Annotated in this window: 24 protein-coding genes and 2 rRNA genes (1 of these 26 only partly in view); 6 read left to right on the top strand and 20 right to left on the bottom strand. The window is 36.7% G+C overall.

Annotated elements, in window-relative coordinates; genetic code table 11:
* Positions 1–48: 48 nt before the first annotated feature.
* Positions 49–1,164, bottom strand: coding sequence for a Na/Pi symporter (locus KMW28_RS17965; protein WP_169662991.1), 1,116 nt, complete (start codon positions 1,162–1,164; stop codon positions 49–51).
* Between the two features lie 221 nt (positions 1,165–1,385).
* On the opposite strand from KMW28_RS17965, the gene KMW28_RS17970 reads away from it, so the two are divergent.
* Positions 1,386–2,084: an SAM-dependent methyltransferase gene (locus KMW28_RS17970; RefSeq protein WP_066212206.1), complete on the top strand. Its 699-nt coding sequence runs from the start codon at positions 1,386–1,388 to the stop codon at positions 2,082–2,084.
* 1,066 nt (positions 2,085–3,150) lie between these two features.
* On the opposite strand, the gene KMW28_RS17975 is transcribed toward KMW28_RS17970, so the two are convergent.
* The 13 genes from KMW28_RS17975 to rplC form a co-directional block, all read right to left on the bottom strand.
* Positions 3,151–4,104 (bottom strand): M20/M25/M40 family metallo-hydrolase, encoded by a 954-nt coding sequence (locus tag KMW28_RS17975; RefSeq protein ID WP_169662992.1) that lies wholly within the window; start codon positions 4,102–4,104, stop codon positions 3,151–3,153.
* Positions 4,105–4,112: 8 nt separating this feature from the next.
* Positions 4,113–5,216 (bottom strand): helix-hairpin-helix domain-containing protein, encoded by a 1,104-nt coding sequence (locus tag KMW28_RS17980; protein WP_169662993.1) that lies wholly within the window; start codon positions 5,214–5,216, stop codon positions 4,113–4,115.
* 127 nt (positions 5,217–5,343) lie between these two features.
* Positions 5,344–6,039: a glycoside hydrolase family 73 protein gene (locus KMW28_RS17985; protein WP_169662994.1), complete on the bottom strand. Its 696-nt coding sequence runs from the start codon at positions 6,037–6,039 to the stop codon at positions 5,344–5,346.
* Between the two features lie 135 nt (positions 6,040–6,174).
* Positions 6,175–7,719 carry a glycine--tRNA ligase gene (locus KMW28_RS17990; RefSeq protein ID WP_169662995.1) on the bottom strand — a complete coding sequence of 515 codons (1,545 nt, stop codon included), beginning with the start codon at positions 7,717–7,719 and terminating at the stop codon, positions 6,175–6,177.
* A 150-nt stretch (positions 7,720–7,869) separates the two neighbouring features.
* A complete protein-coding gene (locus KMW28_RS17995) occupies positions 7,870–8,685 on the bottom strand; it encodes a DUF2807 domain-containing protein (protein ID WP_169662996.1) in 816 nt (271 codons plus the stop codon).
* Positions 8,686–8,786: 101 nt separating this feature from the next.
* Positions 8,787–10,229 carry a sodium-dependent transporter gene (locus KMW28_RS18000; protein ID WP_169662997.1) on the bottom strand — a complete coding sequence of 481 codons (1,443 nt, stop codon included), beginning with the start codon at positions 10,227–10,229 and terminating at the stop codon, positions 8,787–8,789.
* Positions 10,230–10,684: 455 nt separating this feature from the next.
* On the bottom strand, positions 10,685–11,464 hold the full coding sequence (gene rpsC, locus KMW28_RS18005) for a 30S ribosomal protein S3 (protein ID WP_066212195.1): 780 nt from the start codon (positions 11,462–11,464) through the stop codon (positions 10,685–10,687).
* 15 nt (positions 11,465–11,479) lie between these two features.
* On the bottom strand, positions 11,480–11,878 hold the full coding sequence (gene rplV / locus KMW28_RS18010; protein WP_066212193.1) for a 50S ribosomal protein L22: 399 nt from the start codon (positions 11,876–11,878) through the stop codon (positions 11,480–11,482).
* Positions 11,878–12,156 (bottom strand): 30S ribosomal protein S19, encoded by a 279-nt coding sequence (gene rpsS, locus KMW28_RS18015; RefSeq protein WP_066212191.1) that lies wholly within the window; start codon positions 12,154–12,156, stop codon positions 11,878–11,880. Before rpsS ends, rplV begins: the two co-directional genes overlap by 1 nt.
* An 8-nt stretch (positions 12,157–12,164) precedes the next feature.
* Positions 12,165–12,989: a 50S ribosomal protein L2 gene (rplB, locus tag KMW28_RS18020; RefSeq protein WP_169662998.1), complete on the bottom strand. Its 825-nt coding sequence runs from the start codon at positions 12,987–12,989 to the stop codon at positions 12,165–12,167.
* Positions 12,990–13,131: 142 nt separating this feature from the next.
* Positions 13,132–13,419: a 50S ribosomal protein L23 gene (gene rplW / locus KMW28_RS18025; protein ID WP_044229482.1), complete on the bottom strand. Its 288-nt coding sequence runs from the start codon at positions 13,417–13,419 to the stop codon at positions 13,132–13,134.
* Positions 13,420–13,430: 11 nt separating this feature from the next.
* Complete coding sequence (gene rplD, locus KMW28_RS18030; protein ID WP_066212187.1) at positions 13,431–14,048, bottom strand: 50S ribosomal protein L4; 618 nt, start codon at positions 14,046–14,048, stop codon at positions 13,431–13,433.
* A 7-nt stretch (positions 14,049–14,055) separates the two neighbouring features.
* Positions 14,056–14,676 (bottom strand): 50S ribosomal protein L3, encoded by a 621-nt coding sequence (gene rplC, locus KMW28_RS18035; protein ID WP_066212185.1) that lies wholly within the window; start codon positions 14,674–14,676, stop codon positions 14,056–14,058.
* A gap of 379 nt (positions 14,677–15,055) precedes the next feature.
* Between rplC and KMW28_RS18040 the strand changes: the two genes are divergently transcribed.
* A complete protein-coding gene (locus KMW28_RS18040; protein ID WP_169662999.1) occupies positions 15,056–16,186 on the top strand; it encodes a TRAP transporter substrate-binding protein in 1,131 nt (376 codons plus the stop codon).
* Positions 16,187–16,238: 52 nt separating this feature from the next.
* Positions 16,239–16,733, top strand: a complete 495-nt coding sequence (locus KMW28_RS18045) for a hypothetical protein (protein WP_066212181.1) — start codon at positions 16,239–16,241, stop codon at positions 16,731–16,733.
* A 137-nt stretch (positions 16,734–16,870) separates the two neighbouring features.
* Here the strand turns inward: KMW28_RS18045 and KMW28_RS18050 are convergent, their stop codons facing one another.
* Together KMW28_RS18050 and rpiB are read right to left on the bottom strand one after the other, a co-directional pair.
* Positions 16,871–17,317 carry a DUF4293 domain-containing protein gene (locus tag KMW28_RS18050; protein WP_169663000.1) on the bottom strand — a complete coding sequence of 149 codons (447 nt, stop codon included), beginning with the start codon at positions 17,315–17,317 and terminating at the stop codon, positions 16,871–16,873.
* A 20-nt stretch (positions 17,318–17,337) separates the two neighbouring features.
* Positions 17,338–17,769, bottom strand: a complete 432-nt coding sequence (gene rpiB / locus KMW28_RS18055; RefSeq protein ID WP_183363919.1) for a ribose 5-phosphate isomerase B — start codon at positions 17,767–17,769, stop codon at positions 17,338–17,340.
* A gap of 115 nt (positions 17,770–17,884) precedes the next feature.
* On the opposite strand from rpiB, the gene KMW28_RS18060 reads away from it, so the two are divergent.
* Complete coding sequence (locus tag KMW28_RS18060; RefSeq protein ID WP_183363918.1) at positions 17,885–19,003, top strand: glycosyltransferase family 4 protein; 1,119 nt, start codon at positions 17,885–17,887, stop codon at positions 19,001–19,003.
* Between the two features lie 25 nt (positions 19,004–19,028).
* The gene (locus KMW28_RS18065; protein ID WP_169663002.1) at positions 19,029–19,694 is read left to right on the top strand and encodes an aspartate kinase; all 666 of its coding nucleotides are present in this window, start codon (positions 19,029–19,031) and stop codon (positions 19,692–19,694) included.
* Positions 19,695–19,913: 219 nt separating this feature from the next.
* Here KMW28_RS18065 and KMW28_RS18070 read toward each other — a convergent pair whose 3' ends face one another.
* A complete protein-coding gene (locus tag KMW28_RS18070; RefSeq protein ID WP_169663003.1) occupies positions 19,914–20,627 on the bottom strand; it encodes an ABC transporter ATP-binding protein in 714 nt (237 codons plus the stop codon).
* 8 nt (positions 20,628–20,635) lie between these two features.
* Positions 20,636–22,105 (bottom strand): DUF5687 family protein, encoded by a 1,470-nt coding sequence (locus KMW28_RS18075; protein ID WP_169663004.1) that lies wholly within the window; start codon positions 22,103–22,105, stop codon positions 20,636–20,638.
* 177 nt (positions 22,106–22,282) lie between these two features.
* Between KMW28_RS18075 and KMW28_RS18080 the strand changes: the two genes are divergently transcribed.
* The gene (locus KMW28_RS18080; RefSeq protein ID WP_169663005.1) at positions 22,283–22,816 is read left to right on the top strand and encodes a YfiT family bacillithiol transferase; all 534 of its coding nucleotides are present in this window, start codon (positions 22,283–22,285) and stop codon (positions 22,814–22,816) included.
* A gap of 362 nt (positions 22,817–23,178) precedes the next feature.
* Here the strand turns inward: KMW28_RS18080 and rrf are convergent.
* Both rrf and KMW28_RS18090 read right to left on the bottom strand, forming a co-directional pair.
* Positions 23,179–23,290, bottom strand: a 5S ribosomal RNA gene (rrf, locus tag KMW28_RS18085).
* A gap of 68 nt (positions 23,291–23,358) precedes the next feature.
* A 23S ribosomal RNA gene (locus tag KMW28_RS18090) occupies positions 23,359–25,088 on the bottom strand; it runs 1,149 nt beyond the window's last position.

Raw genomic sequence — 25,088 nt, forward strand, 5'->3', positions numbered from 1 at the left:
ATAAAAGCTATCCTCTTTCTTTTTTATCAAGAATTGTAATTTGTTTTTTTAAATACTGAACCACACTAAGAAGAATGGCAATACAAAGAACAGTGTAAACAAATATAGGAATCCAAATATTCTATCTTTTGCCGCTAAAAAGCCTAATTTCTTTGCATACCAAATAGGGAATTTTTTCACTCCAGGGATTAATAAAAATATTAATACACCCAATACATTAAAAAGTACATGGGTTAAGGCAATTTCAATCCCATACTCTGTCCCTGTTGTGATAGAAGCGAATAAAGCTGTGATTGTGGTACCGACATTGGCTCCCATTATAAACATATATCCTTTTTCTAATGATATTTTCTTTGAAGCAGTTAATGGAACAATCAAAGAAGATGTTATTGAACTTGATTGTACTATAGAAGTTATCAAGGTACCTGACAATAAACTTCCCCCATCACTTTTAAAGATTAAAGAGTTTGTCGAAATACTATTATTTTCCATCAAGGCTTGCTTAGTTACCCCTCCGATCAACTTTAATGAACCTACAATTAATACAATCGCAATAAAAAAGATTAACCAAGGGTAGTCTGTAAGATTTGAAAATAAGTATTTAACAACTCCATCTAATCCAAACCCAAAACCATTAAAGTTCTTTACTGCCAAATCAGTAGGTTGATCAAATAATATACCCGCAAGCTTTTGTGATAGATTAGACAAAAATCCCGTAAAAATTTCTAATGGTAAAAATATTAATGCAACACTAATATTAAAGAAATCGTGCAAAGCTGCTCCAGAAAGGGCACGCATAAATACCGATTTATCATCTATATAACTTAGGGCAACGATTGTACTTGTAACAGTTGTCCCGATATTTGCCCCCATTACAATAAATACTGCATCGTCCAATGACATATGTCCAGAAGCAACGGCCCCAACAACAATAGTTGTTACCGCTGAACTGCTTTGAAAAACTGCTGCTCCCAATAATCCTATGAAGAAATATATAAAGGGATTATGAGGAACTTTCACTAAATCCTCAGCTATTTCACTCCCCATTAGTGTAAAAGAATATTTCATTACCCCAAAAGCTAGGAACATCAAATAGAATGATACCAGCATGGCTAATGTTTTCTTTAATACACTCTTTATGTCTATATTTTTAAAACTATCCAATTTTTATTTGTTCAGTCTCGTTTAGCATTACTCACCATTGTTAAACCTTAGTTCATTTTTTAATAAAAAAGAAGAATTTTACAGGTTTAAGTATTAGCGTGCAAAAATAAGGAATTGTTTACTATCAATTCACACGTTCTATATTAATTAAAAATGAATTATACTTATTTTGCATCAAAAGTGTTCCATTTTTCATTTCAACCACATAAATTTTTAAAAAAGTGAAATTATTTTTAATTCCAAGTTTACTTGCTGCTGATAGTTATGACAGCCTTCCAATTGAAACAAAAGAAGCTGTTCGTACTACAAAATACTACCTTGTAGAGGATTTAAGAACTGCAAGACGATTTATTGGTGGTTGGAAAATCGAAGGTATTGTTGTCCAAGATCTTAATTTTCAGATTTTAGATAAAAAAACAAAGCCAGAAAAAGTTCAAGAGCTATTTAAAAATATACCAAAGGGAGAAAACGTTGGCGTTGTTTCAGAGGCTGGGTGTCCAGGTATTGCCGATCCGGGTGCCTTGGCAGTTCAATATGCACATAAAAATAATATACAGGTAAAACCTCTAGTGGGTCCGTCTTCGATACTTTTAGCACTTATGGCATCAGGGTTAAGCGGACAAAAGTTTGCTTTTCACGGTTACCTTCCTATTAAAAAAGCAGAGAAACAAAAGGCACTAAAAAATCTAGAAAAAGATTCTTCTAAGTTATATCAAGCACAAATTTTTATGGAAACTCCATTTAGAAACACTGCCATGCTTGAAGATCTTTGTCAAAACTTAAATGGAGACACTAAACTTTGTATTGCTGCCAATATAAATGCAGAGGATGAGTACATCAAAACAATGACGATCAAACAATGGAAAAAGGCAAAAGTCGACATCCATAAAAAGCCATGTATCTTTATTATACAGTCATAATTGACAAAATACTCCTAACATTGATACAAAATCATCAACAATAACCATTATTTGTTGCAAAAATACCGATAATCACCCTTACAAAAAGGGTGATTTTTTAATTTACAGGGAACTTTTTTATTAAATCTGTAATCAAACTTCATTTTACCCTCCTTAAATTACAAATTACACAACAAATAAAGTTTAAAATTGATATATCTGTAAATATTTAGTTATTTTATTGAAATATTTGCATTATAAATCAAGATTACCTTACTTTGTATCAACAATAAGGGAAAAAGGTATAAAGATATCAAACCCCGTTAAGTTGATATAATACTGTAAGGTGATGAAACTGGCAGACATGCCCTCCTGTCTCGGGGGTGGAGGTTCGCGATAAACTTTAAGTAATGGGTTGACCACTAAACGTGCGATGCATACACGATTTGCTTAAAAGCTAAGTACTCCGTGAAGGTTCGAATCCTTCCCTTACAGCTAAACTTTATAATCGATAAAGTTTGAATTTGAAATACACTGTAAGGTGATGAAACTGGCAGACATGCCCTCCTGTCTCGGGGGTGGAGGTTCGCAATAAACTTTAAGTAATGGGTTGACCACTAAACGTGCGATGCATACACGATTTGCTTAAAAGCTAAGTACTCCGTGAAGGTTCGAATCCTTCCCTTACAGCTAAACTTTATAATCGATAAAGTTTGAATTTGAAATACACTGTAAGGTGATGAAATTGGCAGACATGCCCTCCTGTCTCGGGGGTGGAGGTTCACAATAAACTTTAAGTAATGGGTTGACCACTAAACGTGCGATGCATACACGATTTGCTTAAAAGCTAAGTACTCCGTGAAGGTTCGAATCCTTCCCTTACAGCTAAACTTTATAATCGATAAAGTTTGAATTTGAAATACACTGTAAGGTGATGAAACTGGCAGACATGCCCTCCTGTCTCGGGGGTGGGGATCACGCGATAAACACTAAGTAATGGGTTGACCACTGAAACGTGAGATGCACACACGATTTGCTTGGCCGCTAAGTGCTCCGTGAAGGTTCGAATCCTTCCCTTACAGCAGAATTATTTAAGAAGCTTTTGATGGTAACGTTGAAAGCTTTTTTTATTGTCAATTAAATCGACAAACTCCAGAATCGATTGTGCTGATTCAACAAAAAATCCAATATCAATATTTTCAAAAGTATCGGTAGTTCGATGATAATGCTCGTGCTCTTCAACACCGAAATAAATAAACGGTATTTGGTATTTATGAAACTCTCTATGGTCTGAAGATTCTACCCAATAGTTTTCTGTATCTCTAGCATTATCATGACCATATTTCATTTTCAAATGCTTACCTGAAGCCGCCTCATTTATCATTTTCTTATATTCATGGTGATAATGAGTACCTGAAACCCCCAACTCTGATTTATCAGAAATAGAAATCATATCTAAATTGATAAATAAAAAAATACTTTCATGGGGAAGTAAAGAAGATTCCACAAAATATTTTGATCCCTCACAAGCCATTTCTTCAGCATCAAAAGAAATAAATACTATTGGTATTTGAGGAGGAGTTTCTTTAAATGATTTTGCAATTTCGATTAATGCAGCAACACCTGAAGCATTATCATCTGCTCCATAATAGGTATTCCCTCCAAAAATCCCCAAATGATCATAATGAGCACCAACTATTATACACCCTTCTTTTGGATCTTGCCACAGTTCCCCCTCTAAATAGCCAATAATATTACTTCCATTCGCTTTTAAATTATATAGTCGATTGTAAAAACTGAAATCTTGCTTAAAACCATCAGGATGAAGGTTCAACAATCCAATTTCGCTAAACTTATCAGTAACAAATTCTTTGGCTCTTTCTCCACCTACAGTTCCTGTTTTTCTACCTTGATAATAATCTGAAGACAATAATCTTGTATTCGTTAATAAGGCAATAGGATCAATCTTTCTGCTTTGTCCAATTACACCAAAAGAAAAAAATAAGCAGGTAATAAAAAATATAGGAATACTCCTTTGCATGAATACTATCAATTATATTGTAGATAAGGAATCATCAATAATAGATCCTGTTTTTGTAAAGTCTTAATTCTTAATACATCACTCAAATCAGCGTAATCACCATGCTGTTTTCTATACTTTACTATCCAACGAGCTTGTTTATAGTTTAAGTAAGGATGAGTAGCCAACTGTTCATAAGTAGAAGTATTGATATTAATCTTCTTGATATCTTCAGATTTAATATAGCAAAATTCGTTTAAAATTTTCACTTTTAAAGAATCTATTCCAAATACCTCTTCTAATTGATGAAGGGAATAAAAACTTCCTCCCAATCGATTTCTGTACTTTATTATCTGATTAGCAGAATAATCACCTATCCCTTTCAATTGGGTTAATTCGTTATGTGTTGCCTTATTTAAATTAAACTTTGATATAACTTTAGGTACTTCTTTTACCAACAATTGTTCTTGTTCTGGCAAATTGATATACTTTTTCCACTCCAAAAATTGAACTGAATCCACACCATATAACTTCAAAACATCATCTTTACTCTTAAAAGAACCTCCGCTTGTTCTATAAGCCACCATACTATTTGATATTTGATTGGAAAAACCCATTTCAAGCAATTCTTGTTTTGTCACTTTATTTGGATCAAATCGTTTTGGGTTAAATGCTATAGTAGTCTTCTTCTCTTTTGAATATCTAGTATACTTCTCTTTTTTCACCCACTTTCTCTTTTCTAATTTAGGTGGATCAATCTTCACATAAGGGCTTATTTGATCATATACATCATCAGTTAATAAATAAATTTTCTTAAGATCCTCAACCGAATTAAACTTTCCCCCTTTTAATCTATATTTTACTATTGATTTAGCTACATGAGATTCTAAACCAACATCTTTCCATTCTTCTACAGTAAAAACATTAGGATCAAAGAAAGATATCTCTTTGCTCTCCTTTAAATCATTTGATGGTGCCTCAAAAACTATGACCGCAGGGGAAGGAAAGATTTTTTGATAGATCACATCAGCAAAAAGAAATAAAATAAGTGTTGGAATAAGGTAAATGATACTTTCAATTGATCTATAGTTAAGACCAAACCAATCAAATAGCGATTGAAAATTTGTTTTCATGAGAGAATGTTAAGCAAGTGAGAATCGTTTATTATGAGAGAGTATCAAACTCTAGTTTAAATTAAAAAACTACCTGAAACAAAAAAAGCACATGGTTTAATTTCTATTTAGACCATGTGCTTTTCAGCTATCTTTTATCGTATTCGTAAAGTCGATACTTCTCTATTATGTTAATCAACTTCGATGGGTATTTAGGATCGGTGGCATAACCTGCCTTTTTTAATCCTTTAGCCCAACCTTTATAATCTGTTATCTTCAACTTAAACAATGGTGCATACCATGATCTAGTCCTAAGGAAATTACCATGGTCTTCGTAGGAGTCCAATACAGAATTATATACCCTAAAACATTCATTAGGTCTATCGTCATCGTATTTATACGTATTACCAGACCAATTACCGCCACACTTAATTCCGAAGTGATTATTTGTTGCTCTAGCCAAACTACTATTACCTGCACCAGACTCCAATAAACCTTGGGCCAAGGTGATACTCGCAGGCACCTTTTTATGGTGCATAGACTCAATAGCATATTCCTTATAATAATCGATATACTCTTGAGGAGTTAACTTTTTCCCTGGAGGTATTTTATGCTCTATCCCTTTTTTAGATTTTGGCTTATTCTCTTTGTTTGTATTCGATGATACAGAACTGTTATTATTATTAGAAGAAGAAGAACTTCCGCCATGTTTAGCCTGTAACTCTCTTTTTTTCTTTTCACTTCTTTGCTGGTAAGTATATTGACTTGACCATTGACATGAGGTGAATAAAAAAAGGCTAATAATAAGTGATATATATAAAGAGTGAATATTGTTTGTCTTCATCAAGCAAAAATAAGAGTAAAAAAAAGCTCAAGTCATTCTCTGACTTGAGCCTTAAATATACAAATTGTCTAGTTAACCTAAGTTTCATCAAAAGTAATTTCACAAGATGTGCTTACTTTTTAATGGAAATTAGCTTTATACTAATTGCTTTAACAAGCTAGTTAACGAACAATGCTTATCTAAATATGCTTTCAATTCAGCAATTGGTAATCTGAATTGCTCTGTTGTATCACGCTCACGAACAGTTACTGTATTGTCTTCCAAAGTTTGGTGATCTACAGTAATACAGTAAGGAGTACCAATTAAGTCCTGACGCGTGTAACGCTTACCAATCGCATCTTTTTCCTCGTAAGAAACATTGTGATCGAACTTGATTTCGTTCATCACTTCTCTTGCCTTTTCAGGAAGACCATCTTTCTTCGTTAATGGGAATACTGCTGCTTTAATTGGAGCAAGACCTGGATGGAATTTCAAATAAGTTCTAGATTTACCCTCCACTTCTTCTTCAGTGTAAGCACCTGTTAGGATCGATAAGAACATACGGTCCAAACCAACAGAAGTTTCTACTACGTAAGGAACAACGTTTTTACCCAACTCGTGATCGAAGTATTGCAATTTCTTAGAAGACAACTCTTGGTGAGCCGACAAATCGAAGTCAGTTCTCGAGTGAATACCTTCTAATTCTTTTTGACCGAATGGGAACTTGAATTCAATATCCACTGCTGCGTTAGCGTAGTGAGCTGTTTTCAAGTGATCGTGGAACACATAATTATCAGCGTTACCAACAGCTGTATGGAACTTCATACGTTGCTCTTTCCAGTATTCGTACCACTTCATTTCCGTACCTGGCTGAATGAAGAATTGCATCTCCATTTGTTCAAACTCACGCATACGGAAGATAAACTGACGAGCGACGATCTCATTACGGAATGCTTTACCAATTTGAGCAATACCGAAAGGAGGACGCTGTCTTGAAGTGTTCATCACATTCAAGAAGTTTACAAAGATACCTTGTGCTGTTTCAGGACGTAAATATACCTTGTTAGAATCACCAGCAACGGCTCCCAACTCAGTTGAGAACATCAAGTTGAACTGACGAACGTCTGTCCAGTTACAAGTACCAGAGATAGGACAAACGATATTGTTTTCTTCAATAATCGCTTTTAATCCTTCCATATCGTCTGCCTCTAAAGCGGTTTTAAATTTCGCTTCGATTTCGTCGATTTTCTTCTGGTTTCTTAAAACATTTGGATTCGTCGCTAAGAATTGCTCCTTATCGAAATCATCACCAAATCTTTTTTGAGCTTTAGTTACTTCCTTTTCGATTTTGCCTTGGTATTTGGCCATCAAATCTTCGATAAGTACGTCTGCTCTATATCTTTTCTTTGAGTCTTTATTATCAACCAAAGGATCATTAAAAGCATCAACGTGACCTGAAGCTTTCCATACTTTAGGATCCATAAAAATTGATGCATCAAGGCCTACAATATTTTCGTGCATTTGCACCATAGAAGCCCACCAATATTTCTTGATGTTGTTTCTTAACTCAACACCATTTGATCCATAATCGTATACCGCTTGAAGTCCTCCATAAATTTCCGACGAAGGGAAAACAAAGCCATATTCCTTAGCATGGGAAACGACTTTTTGGAACATATTTTCTTTGTCTTGTTTTGCCATTTTCAATGATCTTTTCAAAAATTCAGCCGTAAAATTATAAAAACATGACGACTTAAACATTAATTTTTTCGAAATGAATGAAAATCATAAAAAAAGGAGATCATTTTTTTAATAAATGATCTCCTTTTTGATTTATTTTTTGTGATTATTCTAATTCACAGGGTGAACTGATCCTCCATCACCTACTGTAATCGTAGCGTTTCCAGATCCTTTGTAAGTGATTATAGAACGATCTCCTGTGTTTCCTTTTAATTCTTCGGTAACATAAGCATAAGCTTTAGTATCGTGACCAGAAACAATATTCGTCACCTTTGAAATAACAGGTCCAGTCTTTAAAGTACCTTGATTAAAAGCTAAACGGTCGTTGCCTTGAAATTTATGGAGGTATAAACTTTCTATTACATTATCAGCATTAGATGCATCTTGAATACCTTCCAATCTTACTTGAGCATCGTGTCCTGTTGCAACATCAGCATTGATTGCCATTAATGTATCCACTCCTATTTCAAAGCGTTCGGAAGCAATCACATTAAAGTCATTTGTTACAATGCGATGTGCTGTAATTTTTGCATCATGATTTAAAGTAATTGTTAGATCTTGATTCTCTAAAGATCTTAGCGTATCCAAATGCACTTCTATTCGATCCACACCTATTACTTCTTCTAAAACTGGAGTTGTCACATGTACAATCGTTCCTGTAGCATTATTACGGATATTCAATGTTGAGTTTTCAATGGAAAACTCTCCACTTATGGATGGATTCTCAGCATAAATTGTGGTTGATGTTCCTTGAGTAATGTAAAACACTACATCATGTTGTACATTAATTCTTGAAAATCCTTCTACCTGAACTGGGCTATCGGGGAAGTTGCCATTAGTTGGTGTTGAAGGTTCATCATCACTCGAACAATTCGTAAGAATTATAAGTGATAATATCGTTATAGCGTTCTGAAATATTTTTTTCATCAGTACAAAATGTGAAATATAAAATAGTTATAAAAAAATAAGGTAATCACCCTTTTAAAGTGATTACCTCAAATATTGTTGAATCAATAAAATTATAAAAATTAAGCATTAATTAATTTCATAAGATCATTAATTAGATTTCTAGTTATTTCTAATAGGTCAAGTCCTAAGAATTTATCAGAAATAGTTACCATAGTAATCGCTCCTAGAATAATTGGAACTAAAAACTTTAAAGCAAATATTGAGTACTTACCTAAAATTGTATCACCAAAGCCTGGATTTCCTTGTTCTAATTCTTTTTTGAAATTATCACCTCTCCACACCCAAGCGGTATAAAGAGCAATAAAGAAACCTCCTAAAGGTAAGAATGTATCAGAAGCTAGGTTCTCAATAAACGTCATAAAGTTGACAGTTTTACCTGAACTATAGGTAATGAAATTATTGAAGAAATCTACTGTACCATTTCCTAACATTGATGGAATACCCAATAAGAATATCAAACCACCAACAATCCACACTGCTCTTGATCTTCTTACTTCATGCTCATCTACAACATAAGCTACCGGTACTTCTAATAAAGATACTGTAGATGTTAAAGCTGCAAATGATAATAAAATAAAGAATGCTGCTCCAATTACTCTACCTAAGACTGGTCCTAATGATTCGAAAGCACTAGGTAAAACTGTAAAGATTAAACCTGCACCACCGCTTGTTCCTTGTAAACCTTGAGAATAGATAAATGCGAACATCATAAGACCTGCAATAAAGGCGATACCAACATCTGTTAGTAAAATCATTGCAGTAGAATGTGCGATATTATCTTTTTTACCAACGTATGAACCGTAAGTAATCAAAGCACCCATACCTAATGATAATGAGAAGAACGCTTGTCCCATAGCAGAGAATGCTACATCAAAAGTGATTTCACTAAAATCAGGCACTAAGTAGAACGCAACACCTTCCATGGCTCCGTCTTGAGTTAAAGCATATCCCATAAGAGCTAAAATCAAGAACAATAGAGAAGGCATTAATATTTTAGAAGCTTTTTCAATTCCTCCGGATACACCTTTCATCACAATGTAAATTGTCAAGAACATAAATACAGATGAGAAGGCAAGGTTAATGTGCCAATCAGAAATAAACTGACCAAAGTTGGATCCTATTGCGAAGTTACCAGCAATCATTTCCAAAGCAAAGCCAAATGCCCAACCGGCTACTACATTGTAAAACGATAAAATCAAAGCACCAGAAAGTACTCCCATTTTACCAACAGCAGACCAATTCTTATGTCCATTTGATTCAAATGCACCTACTGCGTTTTTATTTGTTTTACGTCCGATAGCAATCTCTGCCATCATCACAGGAAAACATAATAAGAAACAAAATGCCAAATACATTGCAACAAATGCACCTCCACCTCCGTCGGCTACTTCGAAAGGGAATTTCCATATATTTCCAAGACCAACAGCTGAACCTGCTGCGGCTAAAACGAATCCTATTTTATTAGAGAAGCCTCCACGGCTACTTTCAGATACCCCCGCCATAAATTAAATAGTATAATCTGTTCGTAATAATTACAATGAGTAAACCAATCACTTGATATATCCTCGTTTAAATATCAAATGAAGCCGCAATAAACTACATCAAAGAGTGAGCTACAAATTTCGATGAAAAGTTATGTTAAAAATTATCACTTATTATGTTGATTTTACTTAAATCAAAATTTTATTCACTCAATAAAAATATCATCAAAATAAAATTTGCTTTTAGACTAAGTATTTCAAAAAATTGATAATATTCTTCTGTTTGAGTGATTAATGATAATAGAAAGACGATGTATTGTCAGTTTACTACATCCTTATTACATGATGAATTATATAATAAGATTTTGAAAGTTATAAATACTCTTTTAAAAAGCCAACGTAAGACACAAAAAAAGACCCTAGCAATTAAAAAACTGCTAGGGTCCACCTGTGTTCAGTTAGGTTAACTAACGAGACTATGACTGTTTGCCACCGCCTCTGTTACCACCACCTTTTCTGCCACCACGGCCGCCTCTACGACGATCGTTTCCGCCACGCTTTCTATCGTTACCACCTCTACGGTTGTCACGACGTCCAGTTTCAGCAGATGGAGAAAGGTCACGCTTACCTAATACTTCACCTTTGAATACCCAAACTTTGATACCAATGATACCATATACAGTAAGAGCTTCAGACAAAGCGTAGTCGATGTCTGCACGAAGTGTGTGCAAAGGAATACGACCCTCTTTGTAAAGTTCAGTACGAGCCATTTCAGCACCACCCAAACGACCTGAAAGCTTCACTTTGATACCTTGCGCACCGTGACGAACAGCGTTAGCAATTGCTTGCTTCATCGCACGACGGTAAGATACACGGCTTTTCAGTTGTTGAGCGATTGACTCACCGATCAATTTCGCATCAGTCTCAGGACGTTTAACTTCAGAGATGTTGATTTGAACATCTTTACCAGTTAAACGCTTCAACTCTTCTTTAATTTTATCTACCTCAGTACCCGCTTTACCGATTACTACACCTGGACGAGCAGTGTGGATAGTTAAAGTAACGCGCTTGATAGTACGCTCAATAACTACTCTTGAAATACCTGCACGTGGGTTCGGAAGACGAACTGCGATATACTTTCTGATCTTGTCATCCTCTACTAACTTGTCAGAGAAATCTTTTCCACCATACCAGCTAGACTCCCATCCTCTGATATAGCCTAAACGAAGACCAATTGGATTAATTTTTTGTCCCATGGGAAAAACCTAATTTTAGTTATCTGACTCGTTTGATTCTGTATCCTCAGCGACTACGTCGATAAGGCTTGTATTACGAGCGTCAACCACAACTGTAACGTGGTTAGAACGCTTGCGGATTCTGTGTGCTCTACCTTGTGGAGCTGGACGGAAACGCTTTAATTGACGTCCACCAGTTACGAAGATAGTTTTCACGTATAAATCTGCATCTTCTACAGACTCGTCAGGGTTTTTTGCTTCCCAGTTTGCCACAGCAGAAAGAATTAACTTTTCTACTAGAGGAGCACCAGCTTTCTGAGCAAAACGGAGAGTGTTCAGTGCATCGATAACTTGAGCACCTCTTACTGCATCCGCAACAAGCATCATCTTGCGTGGAGCGATAGGGCAATTGTTAAGTTTTGCTACTGCTTCCATTATTTTCTGCCTTTATCTTTTTTATTGATGTGACCCTTGTAAGTACGTGTTGGAGCGAATTCACCTAGTTTGTGACCTACCATGTTTTCAGTTACATAAACAGGGATGAATTTGTTACCATTGTGTACAGCAAATGTGTGACCGATGAAGTCTGGAGAGATCATAGATCTACGTGACCAAGTCTTGATAACAGACTTTTTGCCAGACTCATTAGCTGCGTCGATTTTCTTTACTAAACGAAAATCAATATAAGGTCCTTTCTTTAGCGATCTTGCCATAGCTTAAATTACTTTTTCCTTCTTGAAACGATTAGTTTACTAGAGTACTTTTTAGTGTTACGCGTTTTTTGACCTTTAGCGTAAACACCAGTACGTGAGCGAGGGTGTCCTCCTGAAGATTTACCTTCACCACCACCCATTGGGTGATCCACTGGGTTCATTGCAACACCACGAACACGTGGTCTACGACCTAACCAACGCTTTCTACCTGCTTTACCTAAACGAACGTTCATGTGATCGCCGTTTGATACAGTACCGATAGAAGCAAAGCACTCGATAAGTACTAATCTTGTCTCGCCTGAAGGTAATTTAATTGTAGCGTATCTACCAGTACGACCTAACAATTGAGCGTAAGCACCAGCAGAACGTACCATAGCAGCACCTTTACCTGGTTTCAACTCAACGTTGTGAATGATAGAACCTACAGGGATCTCAGACAATGGAAGTGTATTACCTACTTCTGGAGCTACTCCTGGTCCAGACAAGATAGTCTGTCCAACTTGTAGTCCTTCTGGAGCGATGATATACGCTTTAGCACCATCTACATAGTAGATTAAGGCAATACGAGCAGTACGGTTTGGATCGTACTCGATAGATTTCACGATACCAGGGATACCATGCTTGTTACGTTTGAAGTCGATAACACGAAGACGACGCTTGTGTCCACCACCTCTATTACGAACAGTCATTTTACCTGAGTTGTTACGACCACCTGAACGGTGCTTACCAACAGTCAGAGATTTCTCTGGTGTACTTTTCGTGATTTCCTCGAAAGTAGGAGCGATTCTGAATCGCTGTCCCGGAGTTGTGGGCTTTAACTTTTTAACAGCCATTTTTCAAACTTTCGTATTTGCTCTTACGGGTTTCAGATAGGTTTTCCTGACTCCCATACACAGCAAATTGGTTAAACTTATATACTACTACCCGGAGTATTGCTACTCCGGAGGTATATTTTCAATTTTTAGATTTCAGATCCTATAGACCTTCGTAGATGTCGATAATCTCACCCTCAGCTACTTTTACCATCGCCTTTTTGAAAGAAGATGTGTGACCGTTAATAACAGCCGCTTTTGTGTAACGAGTTTTTGATTTACCTGGTAGGATAGCAGTTCTTACTGCCTCTACATTAACACCATACTTAGCTTCTACAGCTTGTTTGATCTGTACCTTGTTAGCTCCTTTAGCCACAACGAAAGTGTAAACACCACCTTCGTGAGCAAGTGCAGCCTTTTCTGTCAAGATAGGTTTTACTAATACTTGCATTATATTAAGGCTTAAAGGTTAGAAAATTTTTCAACTGCATCTTGAGCGATGATCAACTTGTCCGCGTGCAATACTTCGTAAGTGTTCAATGAATCAACAACTACTACGTTTGCTTTTGGCAAGTTTCTAGCTGACTTGTAAACATTATCGTTTTGCTCACCCAAAACTAGAAGAGTCTTCACGTCTGAGAATTGCAAGTTTGATAATACTTCTTTGTAAGCTTTAGTTTGTGGAGCCTCGAAAGAAAGAGTTTCCAAAACTGTTACATTGCTCTCTTTTGCTTTGTAAGCCAACGCCGAACGACGAGCCAATTGCTTAAGTTTTCTGTTAAGCGTTTGACGGTAGTTTCTCGGACGTGGTCCAAAGATACGTCCACCACCTCTGAAAACAGGTGATTTGATAGAGCCCGAACGAGCTGTACCTGTACCTTTTTGTTTTTTAAGCTTACGAGTAGATCCTACGATCTCCGCACGCTCTTTAGCTTTATGCGTACCTTGACGTTGTGCCGCCAAATACGCTTTTACGTCAAGATAGATAGCATGATCATTTGGCTCGATACCAAATACTGCTTCTGGTAAATCAACTTTACCAGTCTCAACGCCTTTTGAGTTCAATACTGCGATTTCCATCTACTGATTACTTTTCAAGGATTACGTAAGAATTTTTAGCACCTGGAATTGCACCAGAAACAAGGATTAAACCATCCTCTGGATACATTTTCATAACGCGTAAGTTCATCACTTTAACACGCTTACCACCAGTACGTCCAGCCATACGAAGACCTTTGAATACACGTGATGGAGTTGCACATGCACCAATCGCACCTGGAGCTCTTAAACGGTTATGCTGACCGTGAGTAGCTTGACCTACACCACCGAAGTTGTGTCTCTTAACTACACCTTGGAAACCTTTACCTTTAGAAGTACCTACGATGTCTACGAATTCACCTTCAGCGAAGATTTCGTCCATTTTCAATACATCTCCTAGAGCTCTTTCCATAACTGGGTTACGGAATTCTACCACTTTACGTTTTGGTGTGGTACCAGCTTTTGAGAAGTGACCTTTCATAGCAGCGGACGTACGCTTCTCCTTCTTCTCGTCGAAGCCCACCTGAATAGCTGTATAGCCATCAGATTCTACCGTCTTAACTTGAGTCACAACGTTAGGACCAGTTTGAATCAACGTACAAGCGATGTTCTTGCCGTTTTCATCATAAATACTAGTCATACCGACTTTTTTTGCAATAAGTCCTGGCATTGTTCTTTACTTTAAAAATTAATTAATTAAACGCCTGAAATTCAACTCATCTATACCTAACTCTGTAAAGAAAAACTCGCATTGAACTCCCCGTCTGGTCCTTCAATTTGATGCCTTTCTTAGAGCCGTAACGATACAGTACAGCTTTCAAACGGCTTGCAAAGGTAATCATATTATTTTACTTCCCAAATTTTTATTTATACATCACTTAAAAACAGTGAGATAGGAGAACTTTATTAACAATTTGTTTATTTATATAAGGAGTTTTCATCAAAATGCCTTTTTTTGTATATCATTCATTATGAGTTAGTCATATTTTTACTCCTAACATTGCTACTTTTTGATAAGTAACACATTCTCAACCTTTCATTTTTTGACTATGAATACTAACAACAAAAAAAATAGAAGACATTTTATCAAACAGCTTACTAAAGTAAGTGGAAGTGCCCTAGCATCTGCGACTGCTTTATCAGCTTGTAGCAAAGAAAGCAATTCAGAAATTGTCAAAAGTAAAAAGAAAGAGAAGGTATTTAACTGGAAATGTGTAACAGTATGGCCTCCTAACTTCCCTATTCTTGGTGAAGGGGTAAACAATCTTGCCGAGGAACTTAGAGAGTTATCCGATGGGCGTCTTAATATAAAGGTATTCGGAGGAGGAGAATTGGTCCCCGCTTTAGAATCTTTTGATGCTGTACAACTAGGTGCCGCACAAATGATGCATGGTGCTGCTTATTATTGGGCGGGTAAAATTCCTGCTTCCGTATTTTTTACTGCTACTCCATTTGGTATGACGACGAGGCAACAAAATGCATGGTTATTATATGGCGGTGGAAACGAACTTTGGAAGGAACTATATAATAAGATTGGACTAGAACCTTTCCCTTGCGGAAATACCGGAGTACAAATGGGAGGTTGGTTTAATAAAAAACTCGAAATAGCAGAAGACCTTCAAGGAATAAAAATGAGAATTCCCGGTCTCGGAGGAAAAGTATTTTCTAGAGCTGGAGGTACTGCTGTAACGGTAGCAGGTGGTGAAATTTACACCAATTTAGAAAGAGGTGTTTTAGATGCGACAGAATGGATTGGTCCGTATCATGATTACTTAATGGGATTTCATAAAATTGCCAAGTACTATTATTATCCAGGTTGGCACGAACCATCGGCTACTCTAGAATTGGTTTGTAATAAAAAAGCATACGATAGTCTTCCAGAAGATTTACAGGAAATGATCAGAATCGTTTCTTTAAAATATAACGGTAGTATGATGTCTGAATTTGAAAAGTTCAATACAGAATACTTAGAGAAAATAAAGTCCGAAGGAAACAATGAAATATTGCCTTTCCCAAAAGAAGTAATGGAGACTTTAAAACAAAACGCAGACTCAGTGATGTCCGACCTCATCTCATCAGATCCTTTTGCTAAAAAAGTGTACGAAAGCTTCACTCAGTTTAAACAGAATATTAAACAATGGTCAACAATTTCAACTGATGCTATACAAGAGTACCTTTAAACCAATTATTATCTTACCTTTGCGTCACTTAAAATATTGATATTCATAATACATGAGCTCAAAATTATTAAACAACGTAAAGTCAGCGATCAAAGCTGCAGGTAAATCTTTCGTTTATTCTTCTCCTGAGGAGAATGATGACAGCCAAGCACAATTCCAATTCATCAGCACAAGAGATGGTGAAGAAAAAGTAATGGATGCCTTTATCTATACTTTAGAAATGGAATACGTAATGAAACTTCACGAAGAAGCGGTTCAACATGTCATCAACGAAAATCCAAAGTTTGCTGATGCTGACTTCGACGTAATGGATGGCCCACACATGGATGCTGTCGACGAAGCTATCGCTACTTTATCTAAAGACGATACTTACGATGTAGGTGAATTCGTAGAAGAACGTCCTGATGACGAAGAAGGTAACGGCACTCCTATCGATATCTGTTTACACGTTGAAGAAATCACAGATGAAGTAATTGCAAAATTCATCTCTGAATACAACGATGGAACTTTAAAGATCGACGAAACAGTGAGATCTTTCGAGATATAATATTTCTTGAATCAAGAAAGCAAAAGAGGTAGCACATACAGTGTCTACCTCTTTTTTATTTATAACAATTTTGATCATAAAAAAGGTAAAGTAACCTAAGCTACTTTACCTTCTCAATAAGTATCTGATACTATCAATTAGTCTCTAAGACGACCGCTGATAGAATCTTTTACTTTCTTTTCGTCTCTTTGAATGAATTTAATCGCCAAGCGGTTAAGAACAATAGAGAAAACTGGCAGGAAGAAACCTACTGCAGGTTCTCCGTTCGCTCCTGCTAATTCTGCTCCTTGATAATAACCGTAGTACATCATTAAACCTAAAGTAATGAAGATTAATAATGTATTTACAAGGTTCAATTTCACCTGCTTCATTCTATCTTTAAAAGATAATAATGAATATAAAGCGACCAATGCAGATATTGTTGCTACAACAGCAATAGCCATTGTATTGATAACCCCTCCACTGTAAGTAAATTCTCTTGAAGTTAATACTGCTTCACCTGCACTCCAAATTGGTGTAAAGTTAACAGCAAACATGCCGACTACGATCAAGAATAAAAAGATCGATTGGATTCTTTGAATCATTTTTTAAGTTATTTGATAGTTTATGATAAAGGAATCTTGTTCACTCTATTATTGTGACGTCCCCCTTCAAATTCTGTAGAAATAAATGTATCTACAATCTCGATAGCTCTAACTAATGAAATAAAACGAGCAGGCATAGCCAATACATTCGCATTATTGTGCTGACGAGTTAATTGTGCCAATACTGGCTCCCAGCAAAGGCCTGCACGAACACCTTGGTGCTTGTTCGCTACCATTGATACACCAATACCACTTCCACAAATAGTGATACCGAATTCTACCTCACCATTTTCTACAGCCTCAGCTAATGGGTGAACATAATCAGGGTAATCACAAGAATCTGTTGAGAAAGGACCGAAATCTTTTACTTCATGACCATTCGACTCTAAGTGTTCGATGATTGCTTTCTTGTATTCGTAACCTGCGTGGTCACCACCAATTGCCAATTTCATAATTGTATTCTTATTAAGTTTTAAAGCGTAATCTTTTTTGAGAAATTATCTCCCAAAATACTTCAAACGTTTTCTACGTCTTGCAAAGATATTAATTGTTTTATTACTTCACGATATGTTTATTGTAATAGAGCCTTATCGTTTTTTACCTCCTATAAATGGAGGTCATAAAGCCAACTACCATGTTTGCGAGCAACTGTCTAAAAAGACACCTTTAACTTGCATCTCCACTACAAACAATCCTGATATTAAAATCCCATTCAAGATTGAAAAAGTTTTCGGCGACAAAATTACAAAATATATAAATCCTTTCGTAGGATGGAAAATATATAAATCGGCAAAAAGGCTAAAAACAAAGCAAATTTTACTTAATCAGCCCTTTATGAGCTTATTAATCCTCCCAATTTGTCGAATTCTAGGTATCCCTTTTCTAATTTTCTCTCACAACATAGAATATACCCGCTTTAAAAGCATGGGTAAAGTATGGTGGCCACTAATGAAAATGCTCGAATCATTTGCTTATAAAACAGCCGATAAAGTATTATTCATCTCTGAAGAAGACCGTCAATTTGCTATCAAGAATATAAGGTTGATGGAAGATAAATGCCTGAATATGCCTTATGGAACATCGGTGAATCAATTTCCTATGGATATTGCAGAAAGTAGACGAAAGGTTTATCAATCCCACCAACTATCTGATGATACTTTGAGTTTATTCTATTTTGGTCCTATGGACTATGCCCCCAATCAAAAAGGGTTAGAAAATTTGTTGTATCAGGTACTACCGGAAGTAAGAAAGACAAATAAAAAAGTACACCTGTTTTTGGCAGGCAAAAATATTCAAAACAAAGAGCTAAATTATATCCAACAATCCGATGATATCACTTGGTTAGGATTTGTAGATGATCTCGACTTATACATCAAAGGAACAGATGTAATGTTGAATCCAATTTGGATTGGTGGTGGAGTAAAGATTAAATTAATGGAATCTTTGTCATTAGGTGCTACTGCAATATCTTACCGAAGTGGAAGTTTTGGTATCAATATAAAAACTCTTGAAGATAAAATTACCATCATCGAAGATGAGGATAGTAAAGCATTTGCTCAAAAAATTATTGAAACTCCTATTTCAGATAAAAAAAAGACGCCAAAAGCATTCTACGATTACCATCATTGGGAAAAGATTACTGATAGAACGTTAACACAACTTTCATTGCTGCAAATATCCTCTTAATTTTGGGGCTTATACAATTACAACTATGACATTAGCAGAAACCATTTCAGACATTATTAATAAATCTCCATTTCTTCAGGAAGGAATTGCAGAGGGTATTGTGAATTACAGTGCCTTGGCTAGAAAATTAAATCCTGAAATCAATGAACTCATGCAAAAAGAGGTTCAGGAAGGTGCTATTGTGATGGCCTTAAAAAGAATGGCTCACAAAGTGGAAGCTTCTGGAATGGAAGATCAAGCCAAAGAATATATCCGACACATGGGTGATATTTTGGTGAGATCCGATTTGGTCGATTTTGCTTACAAGAACTCTCCTACCTTAATTGGTTGTCAGAAGCAATTATTGGAATTAGTCCAAAATGTTACTGGCGATTTGTTTCATGCATCTTCGAAAGGTATGCACGAAACGAACATCATTACTTCAAAGTCTTTTGCTCCAAAAGTAAAAGAGCTATTTGATGAAGAAGAAAAGCTAACAGAAATTCAAGACCTTGCTGCCGTGACGATGCGTATGCCAATGTCTTATGATAAAGATGCTCCTGGTGTATTCTATTTTATTTTGAAAACTTTAGCATGGAATAAAATCAATGTCGTTGAATTTATTTCTACTAAACACGAATTTTCCATTGTGATTGAAAAAGGAGAAATCAACAAAACATTCAACTTATTGCATAATATGAAAAATGGATAATCAAAAATGTGAACAACATCTTGATTACCCATTACTATTTTAATATCCACCATCACTTATCAACAACTCCACCGTTTACAAACAATTTGATGTCGATAAATGAGTAGTTTCTTCTACTTATTTCTGTAAAATCTAAATACAGACCACGAATGTGAATAACTTTTTATTTTCACCTCGATTCATGGTGATGTTTTCAAAAAGTTATCAACATTTATATGGTTAAATTGATTCTTCAGTAATTTTTGCTCCAAAATAACTTTCCAACTCTTCCAATGTTGATTCTGTATTTTCAACATCTTTAGCCACTTGACCATCTTCTAACATCACTATTCTAGAACTGATACCAGTTACATGTTGCAAATCGTGACTTGAAACAATGGCAGTTACACCTTCTTCTGATAGTTTCTGAATTTTTAATCGTAACCACTGCTGAGAAGTTGGATCTAAGTTGGCAAACGGTTCGTCCAATATCAATAACTCTGGGTTACCGATTAACGCTCCCAAAATTCCTGTTTTGTTTTTATTACCCTTCGATAAATCCTTAATCATCTTTTTACCTGTCAGGAAATCATCACCATAAAAAGCTTTGTTCTGAGTTAAGAACTCATCCAAATCACCTTTCTTCCATTGATGTAAATTAGCGACAAATTCAAGATATTCTAATGAGGTCATAAAAGGCACCAAGAAGGAATCATCTAAAAATGAACCTGTATATTTTTTCCATTCTTCTGATTTTGAAACGGCTGAATCTTTAATTTTTATTTCTCCATCAGTCGCTTTTATTAAATCAAGTAGTAAACTTAGAAAAGTAGTTTTACCCGCTCCATTATTTCCTACAAGACCAACGATTTCGTTCTTTTTGATATCCAGCGTTTCTACAGACAAAGCTGTTTTATCACCGTATTTTTTAATTAGTTTTTCTGTATGTATCATGATATTATTTATTGACTAAAGCCTTCTGACATTCTATATTTTCTCTTGTTAAATTGATTCACTAGTGGTTTAATCATAAAACTGTGGAATACTAAACCTAAAATTCCCACAGAAGAAACAATGATTAATGCAGTGTAGTGATCAAAAGCATAATAACCTATGGCATACAATACAAGAGGAATAATCATTAATGGTAAATTGGAAATAAAATGTGATGCTTGAGTACCTTGATAATTAAAAGCAGTTCCTTTATCTAGTTCAATAGCCTTTTTATTAAATGTACCAATAAAGAAAATCAACTTTAGATTTATTCCGATGTTGAATAAGTATCCTACAAAGATCATTAGGGCAAAGTTTAGATCAAGGAAAGCAAAAATACTACATCCCAAAATCATAGATATTGTGGTAATGCCTAAGTAAAAGTTATGCTTCGCTTTAATATAATCCTCTACTGTGAATGGTTGTGTTCGAATAAAATTGAAAAATTTTCCTTCCCATGCGTACATAAATTGACCAAACATTGCTCCTACTACTCCGGTAGTAAACCAACAAAAGAAAAATAGCATTACCTGTGCTTGATGTTCTTGAGTTTTTACAACAATCATTGGGTAGAAAAGGAAAAGAAAGACCATAACTACCAAATTTTTCAGTCTCTTGTTTCTTAGAATCAATTTTGATTCATAGATCATAAAACTCTTCATGATAGAATCGCCTTTAATCAAATAACTCAAATCAAAAGAAGAAACTTTCTCCTTATGTATTTCTTGATCTGTTAGTAATAATGTTTTGGACAAATTTAGAGTGATGAAATAAATTCCCATAAAAAGTAAAATAGGAATAATGACCATCCAAGTGGATGTCACCACCATATTAAAGTACTCTGCAAAGTAAGTTGAAAGTGGTAAATACCCTTTGATATCAATATAACCTAATCCTAAAATAGATAAAGTGATAATTAACCAAGGTATGAATGCTTTGCCTACAGTTTTCCCAATGTTATAGGCAAGAAAATTATTTATCAACACATGAAGTGTTATTGATATCAACCAAACTAAAGCTTGTATGCCATCTACATCATTGATTACAGCAATAAAAAAGAAAGGCAAAAACAGAAAATAAGGTAGTACATTAAATGCACTAAAAAGCGATTTCACTTGAAGGAAATGAAGTAAACTCGACCTTTTGATGGGTAAATACAAATAGGGTTTTACATCAAATGGACTTTGATTTTGAATGACTGACCTAAGAAACAGATCCAAAACAAAGTAGTAATAAAGAAACTTACTTAAAGTAAGAGTAGCTACTTGAGTTTCATCATATTTCAACATGATGTTGTCCAAGAAGAAACTTAGACTTACCGCTGCTCCTCCAAAATAGAGCACCATAAGGACCACGAAAAATTTAATGAGTACACTCTGAGCATCAAAGACGCTTCTACCTTTACCTTTTAGGTATAAGGAGGTTAGTTTTAAGATCATTTTTAAAGAGAGAATTTGTTTTAGTTGACTAGTTCATTTTCGAGTATGCGTTCGTCATAAAAAGAATAAATCTGAAATCGAAAAATATTTTCATCGATATCAGATAAATATGTTTATTGTATAAATAATAAAACGTTAGATTTATCAGAAAGTTATACTTATTAACAACAAACAAAAATGACTATAGACACCAAACTTCAATTTCCCATTGGAGAATGTCCTACTTCTTTTGATATCACATCAGAAAATATATCAAACTGGATTCACGTTATTGAAAGGTTTCCAAATGCTATCGAAGAACTCATCAAAGATATCTCAAAAGATCAATTAAATGCTAGATACCGTCCTGGAGGATGGACTGTAAAACAAGTCATTCATCATTGTGCGGATAGTCATATGAACAGTTTTATCAGATTTAAATTGGCATTAACAGAAGATACACCCACTATACGTCCTTATTTTGAGAATCGATGGGCTGAATTATCAGACTCCTTAGATAATGATGTTGAAAGTTCGTTACTCTTATTAAAAGCACTACATAAAAAATGGGTGGTGCTCTTAAAAAGCTTAAGTGATGATGATTTAGAACGTGCTTTTGTACATCCTGAACATGGTCAGAAAATAAGTTTAGGGGAGAATATAGGGATTTATGCTTGGCATTGTGAGCATCATTTGGGGCATGTTAGGTTGGGGATTTTAGGTAGTAGGTAGTAGGTAGTAGGTAGTAGGTAGTAGGTAGTAGGTAGTAGGTAAGATCATCGACATAATAATATCATCCAAGATTTCGAAGCTGTTTTTCGTGGATACATATGTTATTTCTCCGTCTTTGTAGAGGTGGCCTTGGCCCCTCGTTACACGGGCTATTGGCCTACACTATTTGGGCATCTGTAATTTCTGAGATATTGGATTTACCATCTACATCCCCGTCTCCAGCGAGGCGGCCTTGGCCCCTCGGGGACTATCGGTTTACACAGATATATCTACATCGGACCCCCAACAATATCCTCAGATATATAGACACAAAAAAAAGGTTAGCCAACATCTCGTGTTAACTAACCTTCTATATTTAATGAATGTGGCGCCGACTTACTCTCCCGGGGGTTAACCCAGTACCATCAGCACTGTAGGGCTTAACTGCTCTGTTCGGAATGGGAAGAGGTGAACACCTACGTCATTGGCACCATCAATGTCTTGATATCATTGACTGTGAACAGTAAAAACTTTGTCAGTGCCCCCATCAGGGGACACCAACCGAAGAAAAGCTTTCGGGCGATTAGTACTTCTCAGCTTAATCCATCTCTGAACTTACACTTGAAGCCTATCAACGTCATCATCTATAACAACCCTCATAAGGAAATCTCATCTCGAGGTGGGTTTCGCGCTTAGATGCTTTCAGCGCTTATCCGCTCCACACATAGGTACCCGGCGATGCTCCTGGCGGAACAACCGGTACGCCAGAGGTGTGTCCAACTCGGTCCTCTCGTACTAAAGTCAGAGCCTCTCAAATTTCCAACGCCCGCAACAGATAGAGACCGAACTGTCTCACGACGTTCTGAACCCAGCTCGCGTGCCACTTTAATGGGCGAACAGCCCAACCCTTGGGACCTTCTCCAGCCCCAGGACGTGACGAGCCGACATCGAGGTGCCAAACCTCCCCGTCGATATGAGCTCTTGGGGGAGATCAGCCTGTTATCCCCAGAGTACCTTTTATCCTTTGAGCGATGGCCCTTCCATGCGGTACCACCGGATCACTATGTCCCACTTTCGTGCCTGGTCGAGATGTCTCTCTCGCAGTCAGGCTCCCTTATGCCATTGCGCTCTTCCGACGATTGCCGACCGTCGTGAGGGAACCTTGGAAAGCCTCCGTTACTCTTTTGGAGGCGACCACCCCAGTCAAACTACCCACCAAACAATGTCCGGGTTCAAAACCCGTTAGACCGTCGAACAGGAGAGGGCGGTATTTCAACAATGACTCCAAAACGCCTGGCGACGCTCCTTCACAGTCTCCCGCCTATCCTACACACTCCTGGCCAACGGCCAACGTTAAGTTGCAGTAAAGGTTCATGGGGTCTTTTCGTCCCGTTGCGGGTAAGCGGCATCTTCACCGCTACTTCAATTTCACCGAGCTCATGGCCGAGACAGCGTCCAGATCGTTGCACCATTCGTGCAGGTCGGAACTTACCCGACAAGGAATTTCGCTACCTTAGGACCGTTATAGTTACGGCCGCCGTTTACTGGGGCTTCAATTCAGAGCTTCGAATTACTTCTAACTCCCCCTCTTAACCTTCCAGCACCGGGCAGGTGTCAGGCTATATACTGAATCTTTCGAGTTCGCATAGCCATGTGTTTTTGTTAAACAGTCGCCTGGACTTCTTCGCTGCGGCCTCTTACAAAGTAAGTAGGCGCCCCTTCTCCCGAAGTTACGGGGCTAATTTGCCTAGTTCCTTAGCCATGAATCACTCGAGCGCCTCGGGTTACTCACCCTGACCACCTGTGTCGGTTTGGGGTACGGGATCCTATAACATAATCTTAGAAGGTTTTCTTGGAAGCGTTTCGTATCGTTATCAGATTGGCCGTGGCCGCTCTGTACTGTCTTGTCTCCCCAAGTCGTGCGCATTTAACTACACAACCTATAGGTACGCAATTCAACGTACTAATCCGTCAGTACGCAGATACTTCATCACTCCGTCACTCCGTCGATGATATAGGATGCTCAGGAATTTTGACCTGATATCCATCGAGTATGCCATTCGGCAATCCCCTTAGGTCCCGGCTAACCCTGGGACGATTAGCGTCGCCCAGGAAACCTTGGTCTATCGGCGGGCAGGTTTCTCACCTGCCTTATCGTTACTTATGCCTACATTTGCTTTTCTAACCGGTCCACTGCACATCACCATGCAGCTTCAACCCCGTCAGAATGCTCCCCTACCACTCGTGCTAATGCACAAATCCATGTCTTCGGTGGATAGTTTAATGCCCGATC

The sequence above is a fragment of the Flammeovirga yaeyamensis genome, from assembly GCF_018736045.1.
GTDB lineage: Bacteria > Bacteroidota > Bacteroidia > Cytophagales > Flammeovirgaceae > Flammeovirga > Flammeovirga yaeyamensis.